This is a genomic window from Pseudarthrobacter sp. lyk4-40-TYG-27 (genome assembly GCF_030209295.1).
GTDB lineage: Bacteria > Actinomycetota > Actinomycetes > Actinomycetales > Micrococcaceae > Arthrobacter.
This window is the reverse complement of sequence record NZ_JARVSH010000004.1, coordinates 441,949-457,335: the sequence shown is the minus strand read 5'-3', so window position 1 is coordinate 457,335 and position 15,387 is coordinate 441,949. Positions and strand designations below refer to the sequence as shown.

The following is a 15,387-nucleotide window of genomic DNA, read 5'->3' as shown; positions in this document are numbered from 1 at the left end:
CCTACTTCTTTTCGGTCAGGGCGGATGCCTTGTGCGCCGCGCGGGCGCCGGTCTTGGCCGATTCCACCACATACTGCGGCTCATCCTCGCTGGCGCGGTGCGTGTTGCCGTCGAGTTCGAAATCGCTGGTTTTCTTTTCCACGATCTTGCCGTGGGTCTTGCCTTGTGAAGTGTTCCACTCCACGTGCGTTCCCTTGCTTAATGACATGCCTGCCCCTTTTGGTAGCCCGGACCTTTGCCCGGATCGGAAAACAAGTGCCCCACAATGGTAAGCATGATGAGCATTTCCGGGAACAGGGCGGTGGCAGGCAGGCGCTACTGCTTCAGCCCGGCGCCTGGAAGCAGCCCGGTGGCGCCCAGGGCGTCGGCGATGAAGGCGTAGTCCCACGCACGCTCACGCCACTGCACATAGCGTCCGGAGGCCCCGCCGTGGCCGCCGTCCATCTCGATCTTCATGACGATGGGCTCGGACCCGGTGGTCTTGTTCCGCAGCTCCTGCACCCATTTGGCGGGCTCGACATACAGGACCCTGGTGTCGTTGAAGGACGTCACGGCCGCGATCTTGGGGTAAGCCACCGCCCGCACATTCTCGTACGGCGAATAGGACTTCATGTACGCGTAGGCCTCGGGGTCCGTGATGGGGTTGCCCCATTCCTCCCACTCCAGGGCAGACAACGGCAGGTCCGGGTCCAGGATGCTGGTGAGCGGATCCACGAACGGCACCTGCGCCACGATCGCCGCGTACTTCTCCGGCGCCATGTTGGCCACGGCGCCCATCAGCAGGCCGCCCGCGGAACCGCCCAGGGCCGCGATCCGCGCCGGGTCCACCCAGCCGGAGTTCGCCAGCCAGTCCGTGGCGTCGATGAAATCGGTGAAGGTGTTCTTCTTGGTGAGCTTCTTGCCGTCCTCATACCAGTGCCGGCCCAATTCGCCGCCGCCACGGATGTGGGCGATCACGAACACCACGCCACGGTCCAGCAGGGACAGCCGGGCGATGCCGAATCCGGGGTCCATGCTCATCTCGTAGGAGCCGTACCCGTAGACCAGGCCCGCTGCCGTCGCATCCTGCTTGACGCCCTTGTGCCGCAGGACGGAGAGCGGGATGCGCGTGCCGTCGCCGGCGGTGGCCCATTCGCGGGTGGCGATGTAGTCGCTTCCGTCGTAGCCGCCCAGTACCGGGCTTTCCTTGCGCAGCAGCAGGTCGCCGGCGGGCAGTTCGGGGGTGGGGAGGACGAAGTCGTAGATCCGCGACGGCGTGAAGTAGGACGTGTAGCCGAGCCGGATCACCGGGGCGTCGTAGTCCGAGCCGCCCACCCCGGCGGTGTACAGCTCCTCATCGAAGGCAGGCTCCACCGGGGCCTGCTGCGCGGGCGTGCCCAGCCCGGCCAGCCCCATCACCTGGACCCGCTCGATGGTGTCCTTGCGGACGGAGACGATGAGGTGGGTGGAGGTGACGCCCGCGCCGTTGACGCGGACGTCGTCGGAATGCTCGACGACGGTCTGCCAGGTCTGTTCGGCCAGCGGCTTGTGCAGCTCAGCCGGGTCCGTCAGGGAGACCATCGAGTTGATGGCGCCGCGGTTGTGGGTGAGCAGGATCTTTTCTTCGCCGTCCAGCAGGAAGGGTTCTGCCTCGTAAAGGATGCGTTCGTCCCGCGAAATGACGGTGCTGACCGTTGCGGCGGGGTCGTCGAAACGGAGCAGCCGGGTTTCGCTGTACTCCGAGCAGCCAATGCCGAGCACCAGGTAGCGCCGGTCCGCGGAGAGCTCGAAGCCCAGCCACATGGCGGGATCGTCCTCCTGGTACACCACGGTGTCGTCGGCCACGGGCGTGCCCAGGACATGGGACTTGACCTGGTAGGGGCGCCAGGACTCGTCCACCACGGTGTAGAAGAGGCGGGTGCCGTCCGGGGAGAAGGAGACGCCATAGAAGATGTTCTCGATGACATCCGGCAGCAGCGTGCCGGTGCGAAGGTCCTTGATCCGGAGGGTGAAGCGCTCATCGCCGGAGTTGTCCACCGCGTAGGCGTAAAGGTGGCCATCGATGGTCACGGCGGTGCCGCCCACCGAGAAGAACGGCTTGCCCTCAGCTTCGACGTTGCCGTCCAGCAGGACTTCTTCGCCCGGGATACCCATGCCGGCCTCGACGGCCGGCGGAGTCCAGTCGGCCACCTTGTCCCCGGTGTCCTGCGCCTTCACCCGGCAGTGGATGCCGTATTCCTTGCCCTCTGCCGAGCGGCTGAAATACCACCAGCCGTCCTTCCGGTGCGGGACGGAAAGGTCGGTTTCCTGGGTGCGGCCCTTGATCTCCTGGAATATGGCCTCGCGGAGCGGCTCCTGGCCGGCGGTGACCGCTTCCTGGTACTCGTTTTCGGCCCGCAGGTGCGCCACCACCTCCGGGGATTCCTTGTCCCGGAGCCACCCGTAGTTGTCCACGAAGGTCTCCCCGTGGTGGGTGCGTTCGGTGGGAATCTTCTTGGCAACCGGGGGTGCCGGGACGGAGGTGCCGGTGGAATCCTGCAGCGGGGTGGAGGTCATGGATTCAATATATAGACCCGTCCCTGCAAGTCCGCAGGCCGTTCGCTGACGGGGGAGCGGCGGACCGGACCGCACGGGACGAAAGACTCTGGGACGCCTGCGGCGGTTCCGGTCAGGCTGGAGGGTACACCGCAAGGAAAGGGGGCGCCATGTCCTTTGAATCCGGCCCTGCTCCCCGGGCCAAAGCCTGGTTGGCCGTGGCTAAATGCGTGGGGACGTCCGCCCTGATGCTTGCCCGCAGGCAAGTGCACCTGCCTGCGGAGAACGTGGGCCGGATGTTGCGGTTCGCGGACGGGAGCGCCGCGCGGGTCTACCGGGAGACCGCCGTCGGCCGCCCTCCCGCCGCGGAGCCCTGCGTACTCGTAGTCACCTTCACCCTGCGCCTGGTGCGCGGCCGGGCGCACAGGTTGTTCGAGGCCGAAAGCCTCCTGAACACCCCGCTGTTCGTGGGGTTCCCGGGGTTCGTGTCCAAGCTGTGGTGTGCCCACGATACCTTCGGTGCCTACCGCGGGTTGTACGAGTGGGACGGTGCCGAGCAGGCGCGCCGTTACGCCGCCGCCCTCTGGCGGGTCCTTGAACTGGTCAGCGTCCCAGGATCCATCAGCTTCAAAATCCTCCCTGGCCTGCACCGGGACGAGGCCCTGGCCGACCCCGCCCGGATGCGCCTTGCCGCCCACCCCGAACATGCCTGGTGGCGGCTCCTCCCCGCAGCGTGAGGGCCCGGCAGCCATGGGACGCGGGCAAGGACCGACGCCGGACACCGACGTCCTCGTTGTCGGCGCTGGTCCCGCCGGGCTCACCACCGCGCTCCAGGCACAGGCCCATGGCGCCTCCGTCAGGGTGGTGGACCGCCGCCCGCACCTGACACGCCCGTCCCGGGCCTTGATGCTCCATGCCCGCGCCCTGGAAGGGCTGCGGCCGCTGGCAGTCACCGGAGAACTGCTCCGCCGCGCCGATACCACCCCGGAAGCGCGGCTCCACCTGGGCCGGCGTATCGTCGAAGCCCGGCTGGGCCACGCGGACCTCCCGGACACGGCCTTCCCGCACCTGACCCTGGTCCGGCAGGCCGACGTCGAGGCCGTGCTGTGGCAGGCACTCCAGGAGCGGGGCGTTCACGTGGACTGGGGCGTGGAGTTCCGCGGGCTCGGCCGCGGCGGCGTACAACCAGAAGGAGGCATGGTCCGGGCGCAGCTTTGCCGCGACGGCGGCGGCCGGGAAGAGCATGATGCCCGGTTCCTGGCCGGTTGCGACGGGCAGGCCGGCACCGTCCGCAGCATCACGGGCGCCCGCTGGGAGGGCGGTCCCTACCGGGTGGAGGCTGTCCTGGCCGACCTGGAACTTGACGGGCCCCTGGACCCGGGGGTCCTGCACGTCGCCGTCGGCAGCGCCGGGCTGACCTTCCTTTTCGCCCTTGGGGAAGGAGCCACCTGGCGCATGCTGGCAACCCGGCCCGCGGACCCGCAACCCGCCGCATTGTTCGGCCAGTTGGGCCCGGCCGTCCCGCCAGGGGAAGTGGAACGCCTCGTCAGGGTCTCGGGGCTGGGCGCCGCGGTCCGGGACGTCCGGTGGTCGGCGCAGGTCGCGCTTCAACACCGTCTTGCCAGTTCGTTCGGCGTCGATCCCGTCTTCCTGGCAGGGGACGCCGCGCACGCACATTCTCCGGCCGGCGGTCAAGGCATGAACAACGGCATCCTCGACGCCCTCAATCTTGGCTGGAAGCTCGGCTTCGCCTCGACGGCCGGCGGGCTCCTCCCTGAGTTGCTCAGCTCCTACCACCAGGAGCGCCGGCTTGCTGACCGGCAGGTCCTTGCCCTGACCCACGTCATCTTTTTTGGGGAGGCCTCGCCGCACCCTGCCGCCCGGCTGGCCCGGAGCATTCTTCCTGCGTTGGCGCCGGTCCTGCCGTTCCTGCTGCGCCGGCAGTGGCTTACGTCCAAGGGCATCAGGCTCCTGGCCCAGCCTTTCGTGCGGTACCGGAGCAGCGCTGTCTCCATTGACGGGACACCCCGGTCGGTCCGGTGGCCGCGGCCCGGCGACCGGCTGCCGGACGCGCCGGCCTCGGTGGCGGGACGGGAAGTGCACCTGCATGACCTGACGGCCCTCCCGGGGGTCCATCTCTTGCTGGAGCGGGATGCCGGCCCGGACGCCTTGGATGCCCTGGCGTTGCCGGCGCGTGCGGGACACAGCCCCCTGGTCCATGTCCACCGGCTCAGCAGCCATCCGGGCCGGGGCGTGGTGGCCGTGCGCCCGGACGGATATGTCGGCTTCAGCTGCGGCGAGGCGGACCCGGCGCAAGTGGGGGACTGGCTGCGGCTGGTGGGTGCCTTGCCGTCCTGACGGGTGGTTGCCGGGGCATGTCCGGCGTATCCTGATCAGTCCAAGGCACATCTGCCCAGCCTGAGAGGGGAAGTTCCATGACCATCCCGCCAGTGCACGAACCTGAGCCGTTTCCGCCCGAACCCGGACCGGAGCCGAGCTCCCCGGATCCCACCCAGCCCCGCCCGCCCGGGCCGCCGTCGCCACATCCGTTCCCCGCACCGCCGTCGCCGGGACCGTTGCCCGTTCCCGATCCCGGGCCGGCGCCGCTCCGGCCGGACCCCACCAGGGATTGACCGCACGGGCACTTGAAGGCCCGCGCTCCGAGTGCTAGAAAATCAGTATTAGACAACAAAGGCTCGGGAGGCGGGCAAACCTGTTGACTGCCTTATGGGGCGGATCGCCACACTGTGCACGCCACAGCGCCAGACAGCGCATCGGCAGCTGAGGCCTGTACTTCCCGACACGGTGGCCCCCGGCTTCGCCCGGGGGCCATCCGCGCGTCCGGCCTCCCTGTGTTCCGGTCACGTACCGGCCGGGTGCCCCGGCATCAGGAATCAGGTGCTGAGTTCCAGCATCAACGCAGGCATTTCCCCGGCTAGTTCGCGGGCCAGGAACCCCATGGGGCCCCGCCTGCTGGCCAGCCGGTCCGCGGCGGCCGCATGCAGGTGCGTCCCCCAGCATGCCGCCTGGGCGCCGGTGGTTCCCCTCGCCCGGAGGCCGGCGATGGTCCCCGCCAACACATCCCCGCTGCCGGAGGTGCCAAGGCCGCCGTATCCCGTGGTGATCTTCCAGGGGCCCGGGCCGTCGTCGAAGCCTGGAGGCTGCGTGATCAGGCCCTGGCAACTGACAACGGCGCCGAACCGGGCGGAGACCTCGGCCAGGTCTTTTTCAAGGTCCGCCACGTCGCGCCCCAGCAGGATTCCCGCTTCGGTGGGGTTCGGGGTCAGGACCAGCCGGCCGCGCCAGGGGTCCAGCCGGTCTTCCAGCGGCACCAGGGCGCCCAAGGCGTAGGCATCGAGGACGACGGCGGGCCGTTCCGTACCGGGCGACTCGCGGTCAAGCATCGCCACCAGCAGTTCCGCCGCAAGGTCCGGGTCATCCAAGCCCGGTCCGACCAAGACCGCGTCCGCGCCGTCCAAATACGCGGCAACAGGGTCCAGTTCCGCCTTGAGGGAACCTTCCGCAGTTTCGGGCAGCCCGATGCAACCACACTCAGGCAACGCGACCCCCAGCTGCACCGCAACGGACCCGGCCACTGCCAGCGTGAGTTTACCTGCCCCGGCCCGCAGCGCGGCGGTGCCGGCCAGCAGCGCCGCGCCAGGGGTGGTCCGGGCCCCGCCGATCACCAGCACCGACCCACGGGAGTATTTGTCTGCGCCGGGTGCCGGCAGGGGCCACTCGCGCAGGAGCGACGGGGTGACCAGGGTGGCGCCGGCGTCACCGGGGCCGGACACTGGTGTCTCCCGCATGCTCGGTGACAGCGACGCCCTGCTCGGCCAGGTGGCTGGCCACGTTGAAGCTTTCCAGGGTCCACGGTCCCTCACCGGAGGGGCGCACAAACCTGGTTACCGAGGCATTGAGGATGGCTTCGGTGGCCGCGAGGTCCAGCAACTCCCTCTCCGTGAGTCCTTCCAGCACGTACCGGAACAGCATGATCACGGCGTCATGGCACACCAGCATGACCCGGTGGCCGGCACCCAGGCCATTCAGCTCTGCAAGGACGGACCGCAGCCGGAGCGCCACGTCCGCCCAGGATTCCCCGCCCGGCGGCCGGTAGTACAGTTTGCCCAGCCAGTCCCGCCGTTCGGCTTCCACCGGGTAGCGGTTCTCCACGCCCAGCCGGGTGAGCCGGTCCAGGATGCCCAGTTCGCGGTCCCGCAGCCGTTCATCAATCCGAACCTGCAGCGGCCAGCCTGCCGTTTCCACGGCGATCCGGGCTGTCTGACGAGCGCGCGCATAGGGGGAGGAGACCACGGCGTCGGGACGGAACCCTTCCGCGATCCGGGACAGGGCAACACCCAACGCCTTTGCCTGGTCCTTCCCGGTGCCGGAAAGGTCCACATCGGCATCGCGGGCCGGCACGTCGATGACCTCAACCCCCGCGTCCCGGGCCTCCGTGGCGGCCACGTTGCCTTCGCTTTCGCCGTGCCGGACCAGGAGCAGCTCCACCGCTCCGGCTGCCCTGACCGCTGCTGTCAAGCCGTCGTCGCCGGACGGGCCGCCGCCCGAAATGTCTTTCTTCGAAGAATCGCCGTTCAAGGAACCACCCCGTCCGTTTGCCGTGCCGAAGCCCCCACTATGTGCGGCGTACCCAGGGAACGTCGGAAAATAACGGCCGACGGCGGTCCCGGCGCCAGGGGCGCGCAGCCGCCGTCGGCCCGGCACCAGGGTGATGGGGCCGGAACACCTACCTTTGGGGCGTGAGGGTCTTGGAGAACACGGTGGCGCCGTTGGCGTTCCGGAGGCTCACGGTGAAGCTGTTGTCCTCCCCGAGCTGCACGTGCCCGAAGAACTGGTTTTCGCCGTCCCGCGGGGACTCCCCGGCGAAGCGGCCGGACTTGGAAAACACCACCTCCGGCCCGAACGTGCCGTCCATGGCGTTGGGACCGAACGAGCCCGCCGCGATGGGCCCGGCCACGAACTCCCAGAAGGGGTCGAAGTCGGTGAAGGCCGCCCGCTCGGGGGAGTAGTGGTGGGCGGCGCAGTAGTGCACGTCGGCGGTCAGCCACACAGTGTTCTTCACACCATTGCGCTTGAAGGCGCTGAGCACCCCGGCCAGTTCAAGCTCGCGGCCCAAGGGTGCGCCGGGGTCGCGGTTGGAGACGCTTTCCTCATTCACGGGTCCGTCCGGGACCACGACGCCCAGGGGCAGGTCGTTGGCGATCACCTTCCACGTTGCCTTGGATTTGGACACCTCGCTGATGAGCCAGTCCACCTGCTCCCGGCCCAGGATGGAGGTGGCATAGGGCTCCTTGCCATCCGTGTTGGGGGACTTGAAGGTACGCATGTCCAGGCAGAAGATGTCCAGCTGCGGCCCGCGGGAGATCTTCCGGTAGATGCGGGCCGGCTGGTACGTGCCGGCGTCGTCGAACGTGCCGGGCCGCCACAGGGCGGAGCTGTCCGCGATGGGCATGTTTTCCTGCCAGGCCTGGCGGCCGCGCGCGGCGAGGGTGTTGACGTCCCGCACCGTGTAGCGGGAGTCATCCAGGACCTGGCCGGGGTACCAGTTGTTGTGGGTCTCGTGGTCGTCCCACTGGGCGATGACCGGGACGTCGGCGAACAACGCGCGCATATTGGCGTCCATGGAGTTGTAGCGGTGCCTGCCGCGGAACTCGGTCAGCGTCTCGGCCACCTTGGAGACCTCCTCGGTCACCAGGTTCTTCCAGACCTGGCCGTCCTTTTCGGTGACGTTCTCCGCAATGGGACCGTCGGCATAGATGGTGTCGCCGGAGTGGATGAAGAAGTCCGGCCGGGTCTGGTGCATGGCCCGGTAGCCGCGCATGCCGCCGATCTCCTCGTTGATGCCCCACCCCTGGCCGGCTGTGTCGCCGGTCCACACGAAGCTCTGCGCAAACGACGCCGGGACGTCGCCGCTGTTGCCCACCCCACCGGTGCGGCCCTTGCCGTTGACCGTCCCGGTGTCGGGGGCCGTGCGGAAACTGCCGAGGACCGTCTCGCTGGCCGCGCCGCCGCCGTCCTCGAAGCTGATTTCCAAGGCGAACCGGGTGTTGGACGGCAGGTTGCCGGCATGGATCTTGGCCGTGAAGTCTGAGGCCTGGGTGGCGCGGGGGCCACGGAGGACCCGCTCAAAGGCACCGCGTCCGCGAAGGACCTGGCCGCCGTCGTCCACCGCCCGCAGGACCGCAGTCATCCGGCCGGCACCCGAGGAGCGGGACCACAGGACGGCAGAATCGGAGGTGACGTCCCCGGTGGCGATGCCGCTGGGGAGGGTGAGGCGGTTGCGGACCAACGCGACGCCGGCGGGAGACTGGCATGTTTCGGCTGCCTGGGCGGCGGCGGGGACGGAGGCGAGCGCGGCAGCCAGGACCGAGCCTTTGACGACGGTGCGGCGGGAAACGGTGGTGCGGGAGTTCTCAGTCATACCCTGAGGTTCCCGCGGGCGGACGCACGGACATGGTCCTGCGGGTAAACCCGGGGTGAGGCGGTCCTGAACAGGCGGTGGCCAGGATGGGGGGCCGCCTTGGGGCGGAGGGCTACGGGACCGCGAAGTCGGCGATCCTGCCCTCCCGCAGTGCGGCACCGACGGCGGCGATGCCGCCATAATCGGGGAATACCACCGACTGCCCGGCCGCCATGCCGGTCCCGGCCGTGGGCAGGGTCATGGTGCCGATGGCGTTCACGTCCAGGTTCCGCAGGCTGTAGGCGAGGATGGCGGCCTGGACGGGGTCGAAGCCCTTGTCCACCGTGAGGCAGCAGCCCGCGAAGTCCACCAGCGACCGGACCGCGTTCACGTCGTTCAGGGCGCCGCCGCCGGTAAGCCGGGCCAGGATGGCGCGCAGCATGGTCCGCTGGTTCTGTACCCGTTGGAAGTCTCCGTCGGTGAAGGCGTAGCGTTCGCGGCTGAACTCCAGGGCAGCCTGCCCGTCAAGATGGTTGATGCCCTGGCTGAACACATGCTGGGTTTCGATAGTGGACTGGAAGGCAAAAGGGACGTTGACGTCGATGCCGCCCAGCCCGTCCGTAAGTGCCCGGAAGCCGTTGAAATCGAGCATCAGGGTGTGGTCGATGGTGACGCCCAGCAACTGCTGCACGGTCTGCGTGGTCAGGTCGATGCCGCCGTACTCCAAGGCCGCATTGATCTTGGAGCCGCCCACGCCCGGGACGTCCACCCACAGATCCCGCATGATCGAAATGACATAGAGCGTGTGGCGGTCCGCGGGCACATGGACCAGCATCAACGAATCCGAGCGCTGGTCCGAGGGCTCGCCGGTCTCCGCGGTGTGGGCTGCCTCGTTCCGGGCGATCCCCCGGCTGTCGCTGCCGATGACCAGCACATTCATCTCGCCCGCCGGGAGGTCCGGAATCGGCTGCGGCGGAGGAGGCGGAGCGGGCGCCGGTGGAGGTGTTTCGGACGGCGTGGGTGTGGGCGTGGGCGTTTCGCTCGGTGACTGGGTTTGCGTGGCCGCGGGGGCGGCGTCCCTGCCCGCGCGGTTGAGGCTGAACACCGCGATCCCCGCGGCCGCCACCAGCACCAGTGCCAGCAGGGCGGCGATCCAGCGGCGGCGGCCCAGGGCCGCAAGCCAGGCGGGCCGGTGGGGCACGGACGGGCGGGTGGGGGGACCGGCGGGTCCGGTTGGATCAGGCGTGCTCATGCGGTGCCTCCACCTCATCGTGTTGCGGGTGGGATCAGTGTCCGCCAGTGATACCCCTGTTGGCTACAGGCTTGTCCAAACTGTCACCTGCGGCGTGTCGCCGGGCCGCCGGGCACCCACGGTTCGTTACGGCGCGCCGGCTGCGTCCCCGCGGACCGGGGAATTGAGGCGGGCGTGGCGCAGGATGGACACGATGGCGGGGGCCAGCTGGTCCTCCATCTGCCGGTACACCTCCGGCGGCCGGCGGTACGGGTCCACGATGTCGTTCTCGGCGGGATCCGCGGGGAGCGAGAGGTGCCGCACCCCGGCGGCACGCGCCGGCAACCCCCGCCAACGGGTTGTGTGGGCAGCCAGCCAGCCGTCGTCGTCGGCCGCGTTGTCCGTGGACGCGGACGTGTCCCTCTGGTCCAGGACGTCGAGCATGCGGGCGAACTCGCGGATGGTGAAGGTGCGCTTGAGGAGGGAGGCATCGAGCTGCAGGACCTCGCCGCGGTGTCCGGAGGTCATGGTAAGTACCAGGTCCACGCCGCGCAGGATGGCGGGGGTGAGCTGCCGTGCGGCAAACCCTTCCGGATCCCCGCCGTAGGTCCGCACGATCTCCGCGGAAATGGGCTGCATGGGTTCGCCCACCATGGCCCGGGTGCCGGCGCTCGCCACCTGGAACCCTCCCGGCACGGCTTGGTCCAGCCCCGCCTGCAGCAGCCGTTCGGCCACGGGCGAGCGGCAGATGTTCCCGGTGCAGACGGTCAGGATCTTGACTGGCGCGGAATTGTCCAAGGAGATGTTCTCTTTCCCAGCTGGTGGCAGGACCGGTGGGCCCGTGCCTTTCAACTTAACACGCAACGGCGCGGCGGCGGCCCCCTGGCCGGGTGCCGCTGCCGCGCCGTTGCGTGTTTTGATGCCGGGCGCCCGCCGGGCAGCTTACAGAACGGTCAGCAGCTGCTTCATTTGTGTGATCTCGGCCTGCTGGGCGTCCACGATGTCGTGGCCCAGCTTCACGGCGTCCGGGAATTTGCCGGCGCTGATCTCCTGCCGGGCCATGTCGATGGCGCCCTCATGGTGGCCGATCATCTGTTCCAGGAACAGTTTCGCGGCGTCGGTCCCGGTGGCGGACTCCAGCTTCTCGATGCCGGCATCGTCCACCATGCCGGTCATGCCGTGTCCCGAGTGGTCGCTCATCATGGTGGGCACGTTCCAGGCTTTAAGCCAGCCGGTCATCTGCTCGATCTCCGGTGCCTGGGCGGCCTTGATCTTCGTGGCGAGCGCTGTCACCTCTGCGGGCATCCCGGGCTTCGCCAGGATGATGCCGCTCATCTCCACTGCCTGGGCGTGGTGCGGGATCATCATCTGGGCAAACATGATGTCCGCCTGGTTATGGTCGGCGCTGGCGCCGGGCATGGTGCCGGCGCTTGGCATGGTACTCGACATGGGGTTGGAGCTGCCGTGGTCCATGGGCATGCTGCCGGAGCCTGTGGCGCAGCCGGCGAGGCTGAGGGACGCGGCGAGGGCAACGGTGATGGACAGGGTCTTGAATGTGGTGTTCATGGTGTCTTTCAGGGAGGTAGTGGAACTGGGCCGGGGTGATGGGCACAGTCCGGTTTACGTCCGGCTGATGGACAGGTCGCAGGGTGAGGGGCTGGGCGGCAGGTACCCATAGGAGGAGCTGGGGTCGCCGGCCGGCGGCAGCAGCGAGACGACGGCAAAGGTTGCCTGGGGTGGGGCAACGGTGACCGGACTCCCCGGTGCGGTTGGGATGCACGGTGCCCCCGATTCCTGCGCTCCCGGGCAGGAGGTGCCGCACGTGGACGGCGCCAGAGCCGGCGCGTCCATGGAGGCCGCTGCGACCGCGTGGCCGGTATGGCCCGGCTGTTCCCCAACCGTGGAATGCACGACGGCGGTGTGCCCTGCGGGCGCCGTATGGGAGGCTGCGCTGTGCGGCACAACGCCCTGCGCAACGAGCCCGTGCGAGGCGTGGCCCGCGGTCAGTACGTGCATGCCGAGCAGGCCCGCGATAACGGCCAGGGTGCCGGCCAGCAGCAGGGCCTGGTGCAGTGCCCGGTTCACTGCACCTCCGACGGGTTCAGCTTCAGGCGCCGGAGGAGCTGGGCGTTCAAGGCCACCACAACGGTGGAGGCAGACATCAGCACCGCCCCTGCCGCCGGTGAGAGCACTACGCCGGCAAAGGCCAGGACGCCTGCGGCCAGCGGCACGGACAGGATGTTGTAGCCCGCCGCCCACACCAGGTTCTGCCACATCTTCCGGTAGCTCGCCCGGGAGAGGTCCACCATGGACAGCACCGCCCGCGGATCGTTTCCTGCCAGCACCACGCCGGCGGATTCCATGGCCACGTCGGTCCCGGCGCCAATGGCGATGCCCACCTCGGCGCGGGCAAGGGCCGGGGAGTCGTTGACGCCGTCGCCCACCATGGCCACCTTCAAGCCACGGGCCTGCAGTTCGGCAACTTTCTTGTCCTTGTCCGCGGGAAGGACCTCGGCGAATACCTCGTCAATGCCCAGGTCCGCGGCCACGGCCTGCGCCACCTGGCGCGCGTCCCCGGTGACCATGGCCACCTTGATACCGCGGCGCTGGAGGGCTGACACGGCCTGCCGCGATTCGGCCCGCACGGCGTCTTCCATGCTCACGGCGCCCAGGATGGTGCCGTCGCCGTCCACCACGTGCAGGACTGCGGCGCCGCGTTCCATCCATGCCCGCGTCCGGACGGCCAGGGCCTCGGGCTCGACGACGCCGAGCTCGCGCAGGAGCGCGGGTCCGCCCACGTGCACAGTGCGGCCGTCCACGACGGCCCGGACGCCCCGGCCCGCCAGGGCGGTGAAGCCCGTGGCTGCCGGGAGTGCCAGGTTCCGGGCTCCGGCGGCCCGGACGATGGCACGCGCCACGGGGTGCTCGCTGTCGGATTCAACGGCGGCGGCCAGGGCGAGCACGGCATCGGCCTCGGCACCTTCGGCGGCGGCGATGTCCTTCAGCTCAGGTTCGCCGGTGGTCAGGGTGCCGGTCTTGTCGAACAGGACGACGTCGACGGTGCGCATGCGCTCCAGTGCCATCCGGTTCTTGATGAGCACCCCTGCCCGGGCGGCCTGTTCCGTGGAAATGGCGATGACCAGCGGGATGGCCAGCCCCAACGCGTGCGGGCAGGCGATCACCAGGACAGTGACGGTACGGGTAACGGCGTCGGGGACGCTTCCCAGCAGCGTCCAGCCGATGAAGGTCAGCACGCCGGCTCCGGCGGCGAAGTAGAACAGGAACGCCGCCGCGCGGTCCGCGAGGGCTTGCGCGCGCGAGGATGAGGCCTGGGCCTCTTCCACCAGCCGCTGGATTCCGGCCAGGGCGGTCTGGTCGCCCACTGCCGTGACCCGGACCCGGACGCTGCTGTCCGTTGCCACGGTTCCGGCCACCACCGGATCGCCGGTGCCGCGTGGGACGGTTTTGGATTCGCCGGTGATCATGGACTCGTCGAACTCCGCCTGGCCGTCCAGCACGGTCCCGTCCGCCGGCATGCGGGCGCCGGGGCGGACCAGGACGAGATCGCCGGGGGCCAGATCGGCAACGGGGACAATTTCCGTGCCGCCCTCCGTGATGCGCTCGGCCTCGTCCGGGAGCAGCGCCGCGAGGGCGTCAAGGGCGCCCTGGGCGGATCCGAGGGCGCGCATTTCGATCCAGTGGCCCAGCAGCATGATGGCCACCAGGAGCGCCAGCTCCCACCAGAAATCCAGGTCGAAGCCGCCGATCCCCAGGCTGGTGACCCAGGAGGCCGCAAAAGCCACGGTGATGGCCATGGCGATCAGCAGCATCATCCCGGGCGTGCGGTCCTTGAGTTCCTGGAGGCCGCCCTTGAGGAACGGCTGGCCGCCATACAGGAAGATCACGGTGCCCAGGACCGGCGGAATCCAGGCGGCGCCGGGAAACTCGGGCGGCATGTAGCCCAGCAGGTGACCCATCATGGGGCTGAAGTAGACCACCGGCACGGACAGGGCGAGCGTCAGCCAGAACCGGTTCTTGAACATGGCGGTGCTGTGGCCGGCGTGCTGCCCGTGGGTGTGCACGGCGTGGTCATCGTCATGCTCGTGGCCGCCGTGGTGAGGGTGCCCGGTGGGGGCCGCCGGAGCGTGCGTGAGGGGGCCGGCCGCCGCCGGGTGGTGGGAGTGGTTCCCGTGGCTCATGTCAGTTCCATTCCATAGACGATCATGGGGCGCTGGGGTTGACCGGCTGTAAGGCCGGTGCAGGCACCGGCCGGGACAAACCACGTCACTGACAACAGCTTGAATATACCCCCTAGGGGTATGTGCGTTCAAGTCCTTAGCCCATTTCCTGCGGGAGTTCCATAGGACCTCCCGCACTACTTTCCGCTGCTCCATTCGCCCATACTGGGAGGAGCGAGTACGGTGCCGGCCCGCTGGGGGCTGGCCAATACCTGGGAAGTGGGCCTCGTGACCGAGCTGAGCGACTTGTACACCTACTCCAGCGCCCTCGGAGACGACCAGTGCGACGCCGGGGTGTTCCGCGTGGACCTGGCCGGGCCGGCGTTCCATTGGTCCAATGGCATGTACCAGCTGCACGGCTACCAGCGCGGGGAGGTGGTGCCCACCCTCGAACTCGTCTTTGCGCACAAGCATCCCGATGACCGCGGACAATGCGAGGAAATCACCGCCAGGGTGGCGGAGACCGGCGGCTTCTTCTGCATGTACCACCGCATTATTGACGCCAAAGGCCACACGCGCCGGGTCATGACCTCCGGTGAGGCGATCCTCGGCGACGACGGATCAGTGGTGGCGCTCGAAGGCGTGATGGTGGACCTCACCCGGACCCTGCAGCGCGAGACCGAACAGACTGCGCGGGATGCCGTTGCCGGCGCCACCTCCACCCGCACGGTGATCGACCAGGCTCGCGGCATCCTCATGGGCCTGCTGAAGCTCGGCTCGGACGAGGCCTTCCAGTTGCTCGTGGCCACCAGCAGCCACCGGAACGTCAAGCTCGTGGTGGTGGCCGCCGAACTGGTGCAGCTGGCCAATTCCGTTGACGGGCGGACCTACCTGGACCGCGCCGTTCGGGCCATCCAACTGCACGGGCGGAGCCGGGACACCGGGGGACGCCGCGCAGGCTGACCCTCCCGCCCGGTAGAATGGACCCAGGTGCGCCGGGAAGTCTGGTCGGCATGGCTTTGTCGAACCCGGAAATAAGGATG

Annotated in this window: 13 protein-coding genes; 3 read left to right on the top strand and 10 right to left on the bottom strand. The window is 69.0% G+C overall.

Going from position 1 to position 15,387, the window contains the following annotated elements:
* Position 1: 1 nt before the first annotated feature.
* Both QRM96_RS09890 and QRM96_RS09885 read right to left on the bottom strand, forming a co-directional pair.
* On the bottom strand, positions 2-208 hold the full coding sequence (locus QRM96_RS09890; RefSeq protein WP_026264575.1) for a hypervirulence associated TUDOR domain-containing protein: 207 nt from the start codon (positions 206-208) through the stop codon (positions 2-4).
* Between the two features lie 107 nt (positions 209-315).
* A complete protein-coding gene (locus tag QRM96_RS09885; RefSeq protein ID WP_285319488.1) occupies positions 316-2,535 on the bottom strand; it encodes a S9 family peptidase in 2,220 nt (739 codons plus the stop codon).
* A gap of 149 nt (positions 2,536-2,684) precedes the next feature.
* Here QRM96_RS09885 and QRM96_RS09880 point away from each other — a divergent pair, with 149 nt between their 5' ends.
* A complete protein-coding gene (locus tag QRM96_RS09880) occupies positions 2,685-3,251 on the top strand; it encodes a hypothetical protein (protein WP_285319487.1) in 567 nt (188 codons plus the stop codon).
* A gap of 13 nt (positions 3,252-3,264) precedes the next feature.
* Positions 3,265-4,872 (top strand): FAD-dependent monooxygenase, encoded by a 1,608-nt coding sequence (locus QRM96_RS09875; protein ID WP_285319485.1) that lies wholly within the window; start codon positions 3,265-3,267, stop codon positions 4,870-4,872.
* Between the two features lie 536 nt (positions 4,873-5,408).
* Here QRM96_RS09875 and QRM96_RS09870 read toward each other — a convergent pair.
* The 8 genes from QRM96_RS09870 to QRM96_RS09835 form a co-directional block, all read right to left on the bottom strand.
* Positions 5,409-6,323, bottom strand: coding sequence for an NAD(P)H-hydrate dehydratase (locus tag QRM96_RS09870; RefSeq protein ID WP_285319484.1), 915 nt, complete (start codon positions 6,321-6,323; stop codon positions 5,409-5,411).
* Entirely contained in the window at positions 6,292-7,113 is an 822-nt protein-coding gene (locus QRM96_RS09865) for a histidine phosphatase family protein (RefSeq protein WP_240617744.1), read from the bottom strand. Before QRM96_RS09865 ends, QRM96_RS09870 begins: the two co-directional genes overlap by 32 nt.
* Before the next feature lie 148 nt (positions 7,114-7,261).
* Positions 7,262-8,956, bottom strand: a complete 1,695-nt coding sequence (locus QRM96_RS09860) for an alkaline phosphatase D family protein (protein ID WP_285319483.1) — start codon at positions 8,954-8,956, stop codon at positions 7,262-7,264.
* 112 nt (positions 8,957-9,068) lie between these two features.
* Positions 9,069-10,187, bottom strand: a complete 1,119-nt coding sequence (locus QRM96_RS09855) for an LCP family protein (RefSeq protein ID WP_133830548.1) — start codon at positions 10,185-10,187, stop codon at positions 9,069-9,071.
* Positions 10,188-10,313: 126 nt separating this feature from the next.
* A complete protein-coding gene (locus QRM96_RS09850; RefSeq protein WP_109045241.1) occupies positions 10,314-10,964 on the bottom strand; it encodes an arsenate reductase/protein-tyrosine-phosphatase family protein in 651 nt (216 codons plus the stop codon).
* A gap of 144 nt (positions 10,965-11,108) precedes the next feature.
* The gene (locus QRM96_RS09845; protein WP_109045242.1) at positions 11,109-11,732 is read right to left on the bottom strand and encodes a DUF305 domain-containing protein; all 624 of its coding nucleotides are present in this window, start codon (positions 11,730-11,732) and stop codon (positions 11,109-11,111) included.
* Positions 11,733-11,786: 54 nt separating this feature from the next.
* Entirely contained in the window at positions 11,787-12,251 is a 465-nt protein-coding gene (locus QRM96_RS09840) for a hypothetical protein (RefSeq protein ID WP_285319481.1), read from the bottom strand.
* Positions 12,248-14,365, bottom strand: a complete 2,118-nt coding sequence (locus QRM96_RS09835) for a copper-translocating P-type ATPase (RefSeq protein ID WP_285319480.1) — start codon at positions 14,363-14,365, stop codon at positions 12,248-12,250. The genes QRM96_RS09840 and QRM96_RS09835 overlap by 4 nt, the downstream gene beginning before the upstream one ends.
* A 222-nt stretch (positions 14,366-14,587) precedes the next feature.
* Here QRM96_RS09835 and QRM96_RS09830 point away from each other — a divergent pair, with 222 nt between their 5' ends.
* On the top strand, positions 14,588-15,307 hold the full coding sequence (locus tag QRM96_RS09830; protein ID WP_018761705.1) for a PAS and ANTAR domain-containing protein: 720 nt from the start codon (positions 14,588-14,590) through the stop codon (positions 15,305-15,307).
* Positions 15,308-15,387: the final 80 nt, after the last annotated feature.

Excerpts from the sequence above, each read along its gene's own strand:
- QRM96_RS09835 (WP_285319480.1), bottom strand. The coding sequence starts at position 14,365 with ATGAGCCACGGGAACCACTCCCACCACCCGGCGGCGGCCGGCCCCCTC.
- QRM96_RS09860 (WP_285319483.1), bottom strand. The coding sequence starts at position 8,956 with ATGACTGAGAACTCCCGCACCACCGTTTCCCGCCGCACCGTCGTCAAA.
- QRM96_RS09855 (WP_133830548.1), bottom strand. The coding sequence starts at position 10,187 with ATGAGCACGCCTGATCCAACCGGACCCGCCGGTCCCCCCACCCGCCCG.
- QRM96_RS09885 (WP_285319488.1), bottom strand. The coding sequence starts at position 2,535 with ATGACCTCCACCCCGCTGCAGGATTCCACCGGCACCTCCGTCCCGGCA.
- QRM96_RS09870 (WP_285319484.1), bottom strand. The coding sequence starts at position 6,323 with ATGCGGGAGACACCAGTGTCCGGCCCCGGTGACGCCGGCGCCACCCTG.
- QRM96_RS09845 (WP_109045242.1), bottom strand. The coding sequence starts at position 11,732 with ATGAACACCACATTCAAGACCCTGTCCATCACCGTTGCCCTCGCCGCG.
- QRM96_RS09880 (WP_285319487.1), top strand. The coding sequence starts at position 2,685 with ATGTCCTTTGAATCCGGCCCTGCTCCCCGGGCCAAAGCCTGGTTGGCC.
- QRM96_RS09890 (WP_026264575.1), bottom strand. The coding sequence starts at position 208 with ATGTCATTAAGCAAGGGAACGCACGTGGAGTGGAACACTTCACAAGGC.
- QRM96_RS09875 (WP_285319485.1), top strand. The coding sequence starts at position 3,265 with ATGGGACGCGGGCAAGGACCGACGCCGGACACCGACGTCCTCGTTGTC.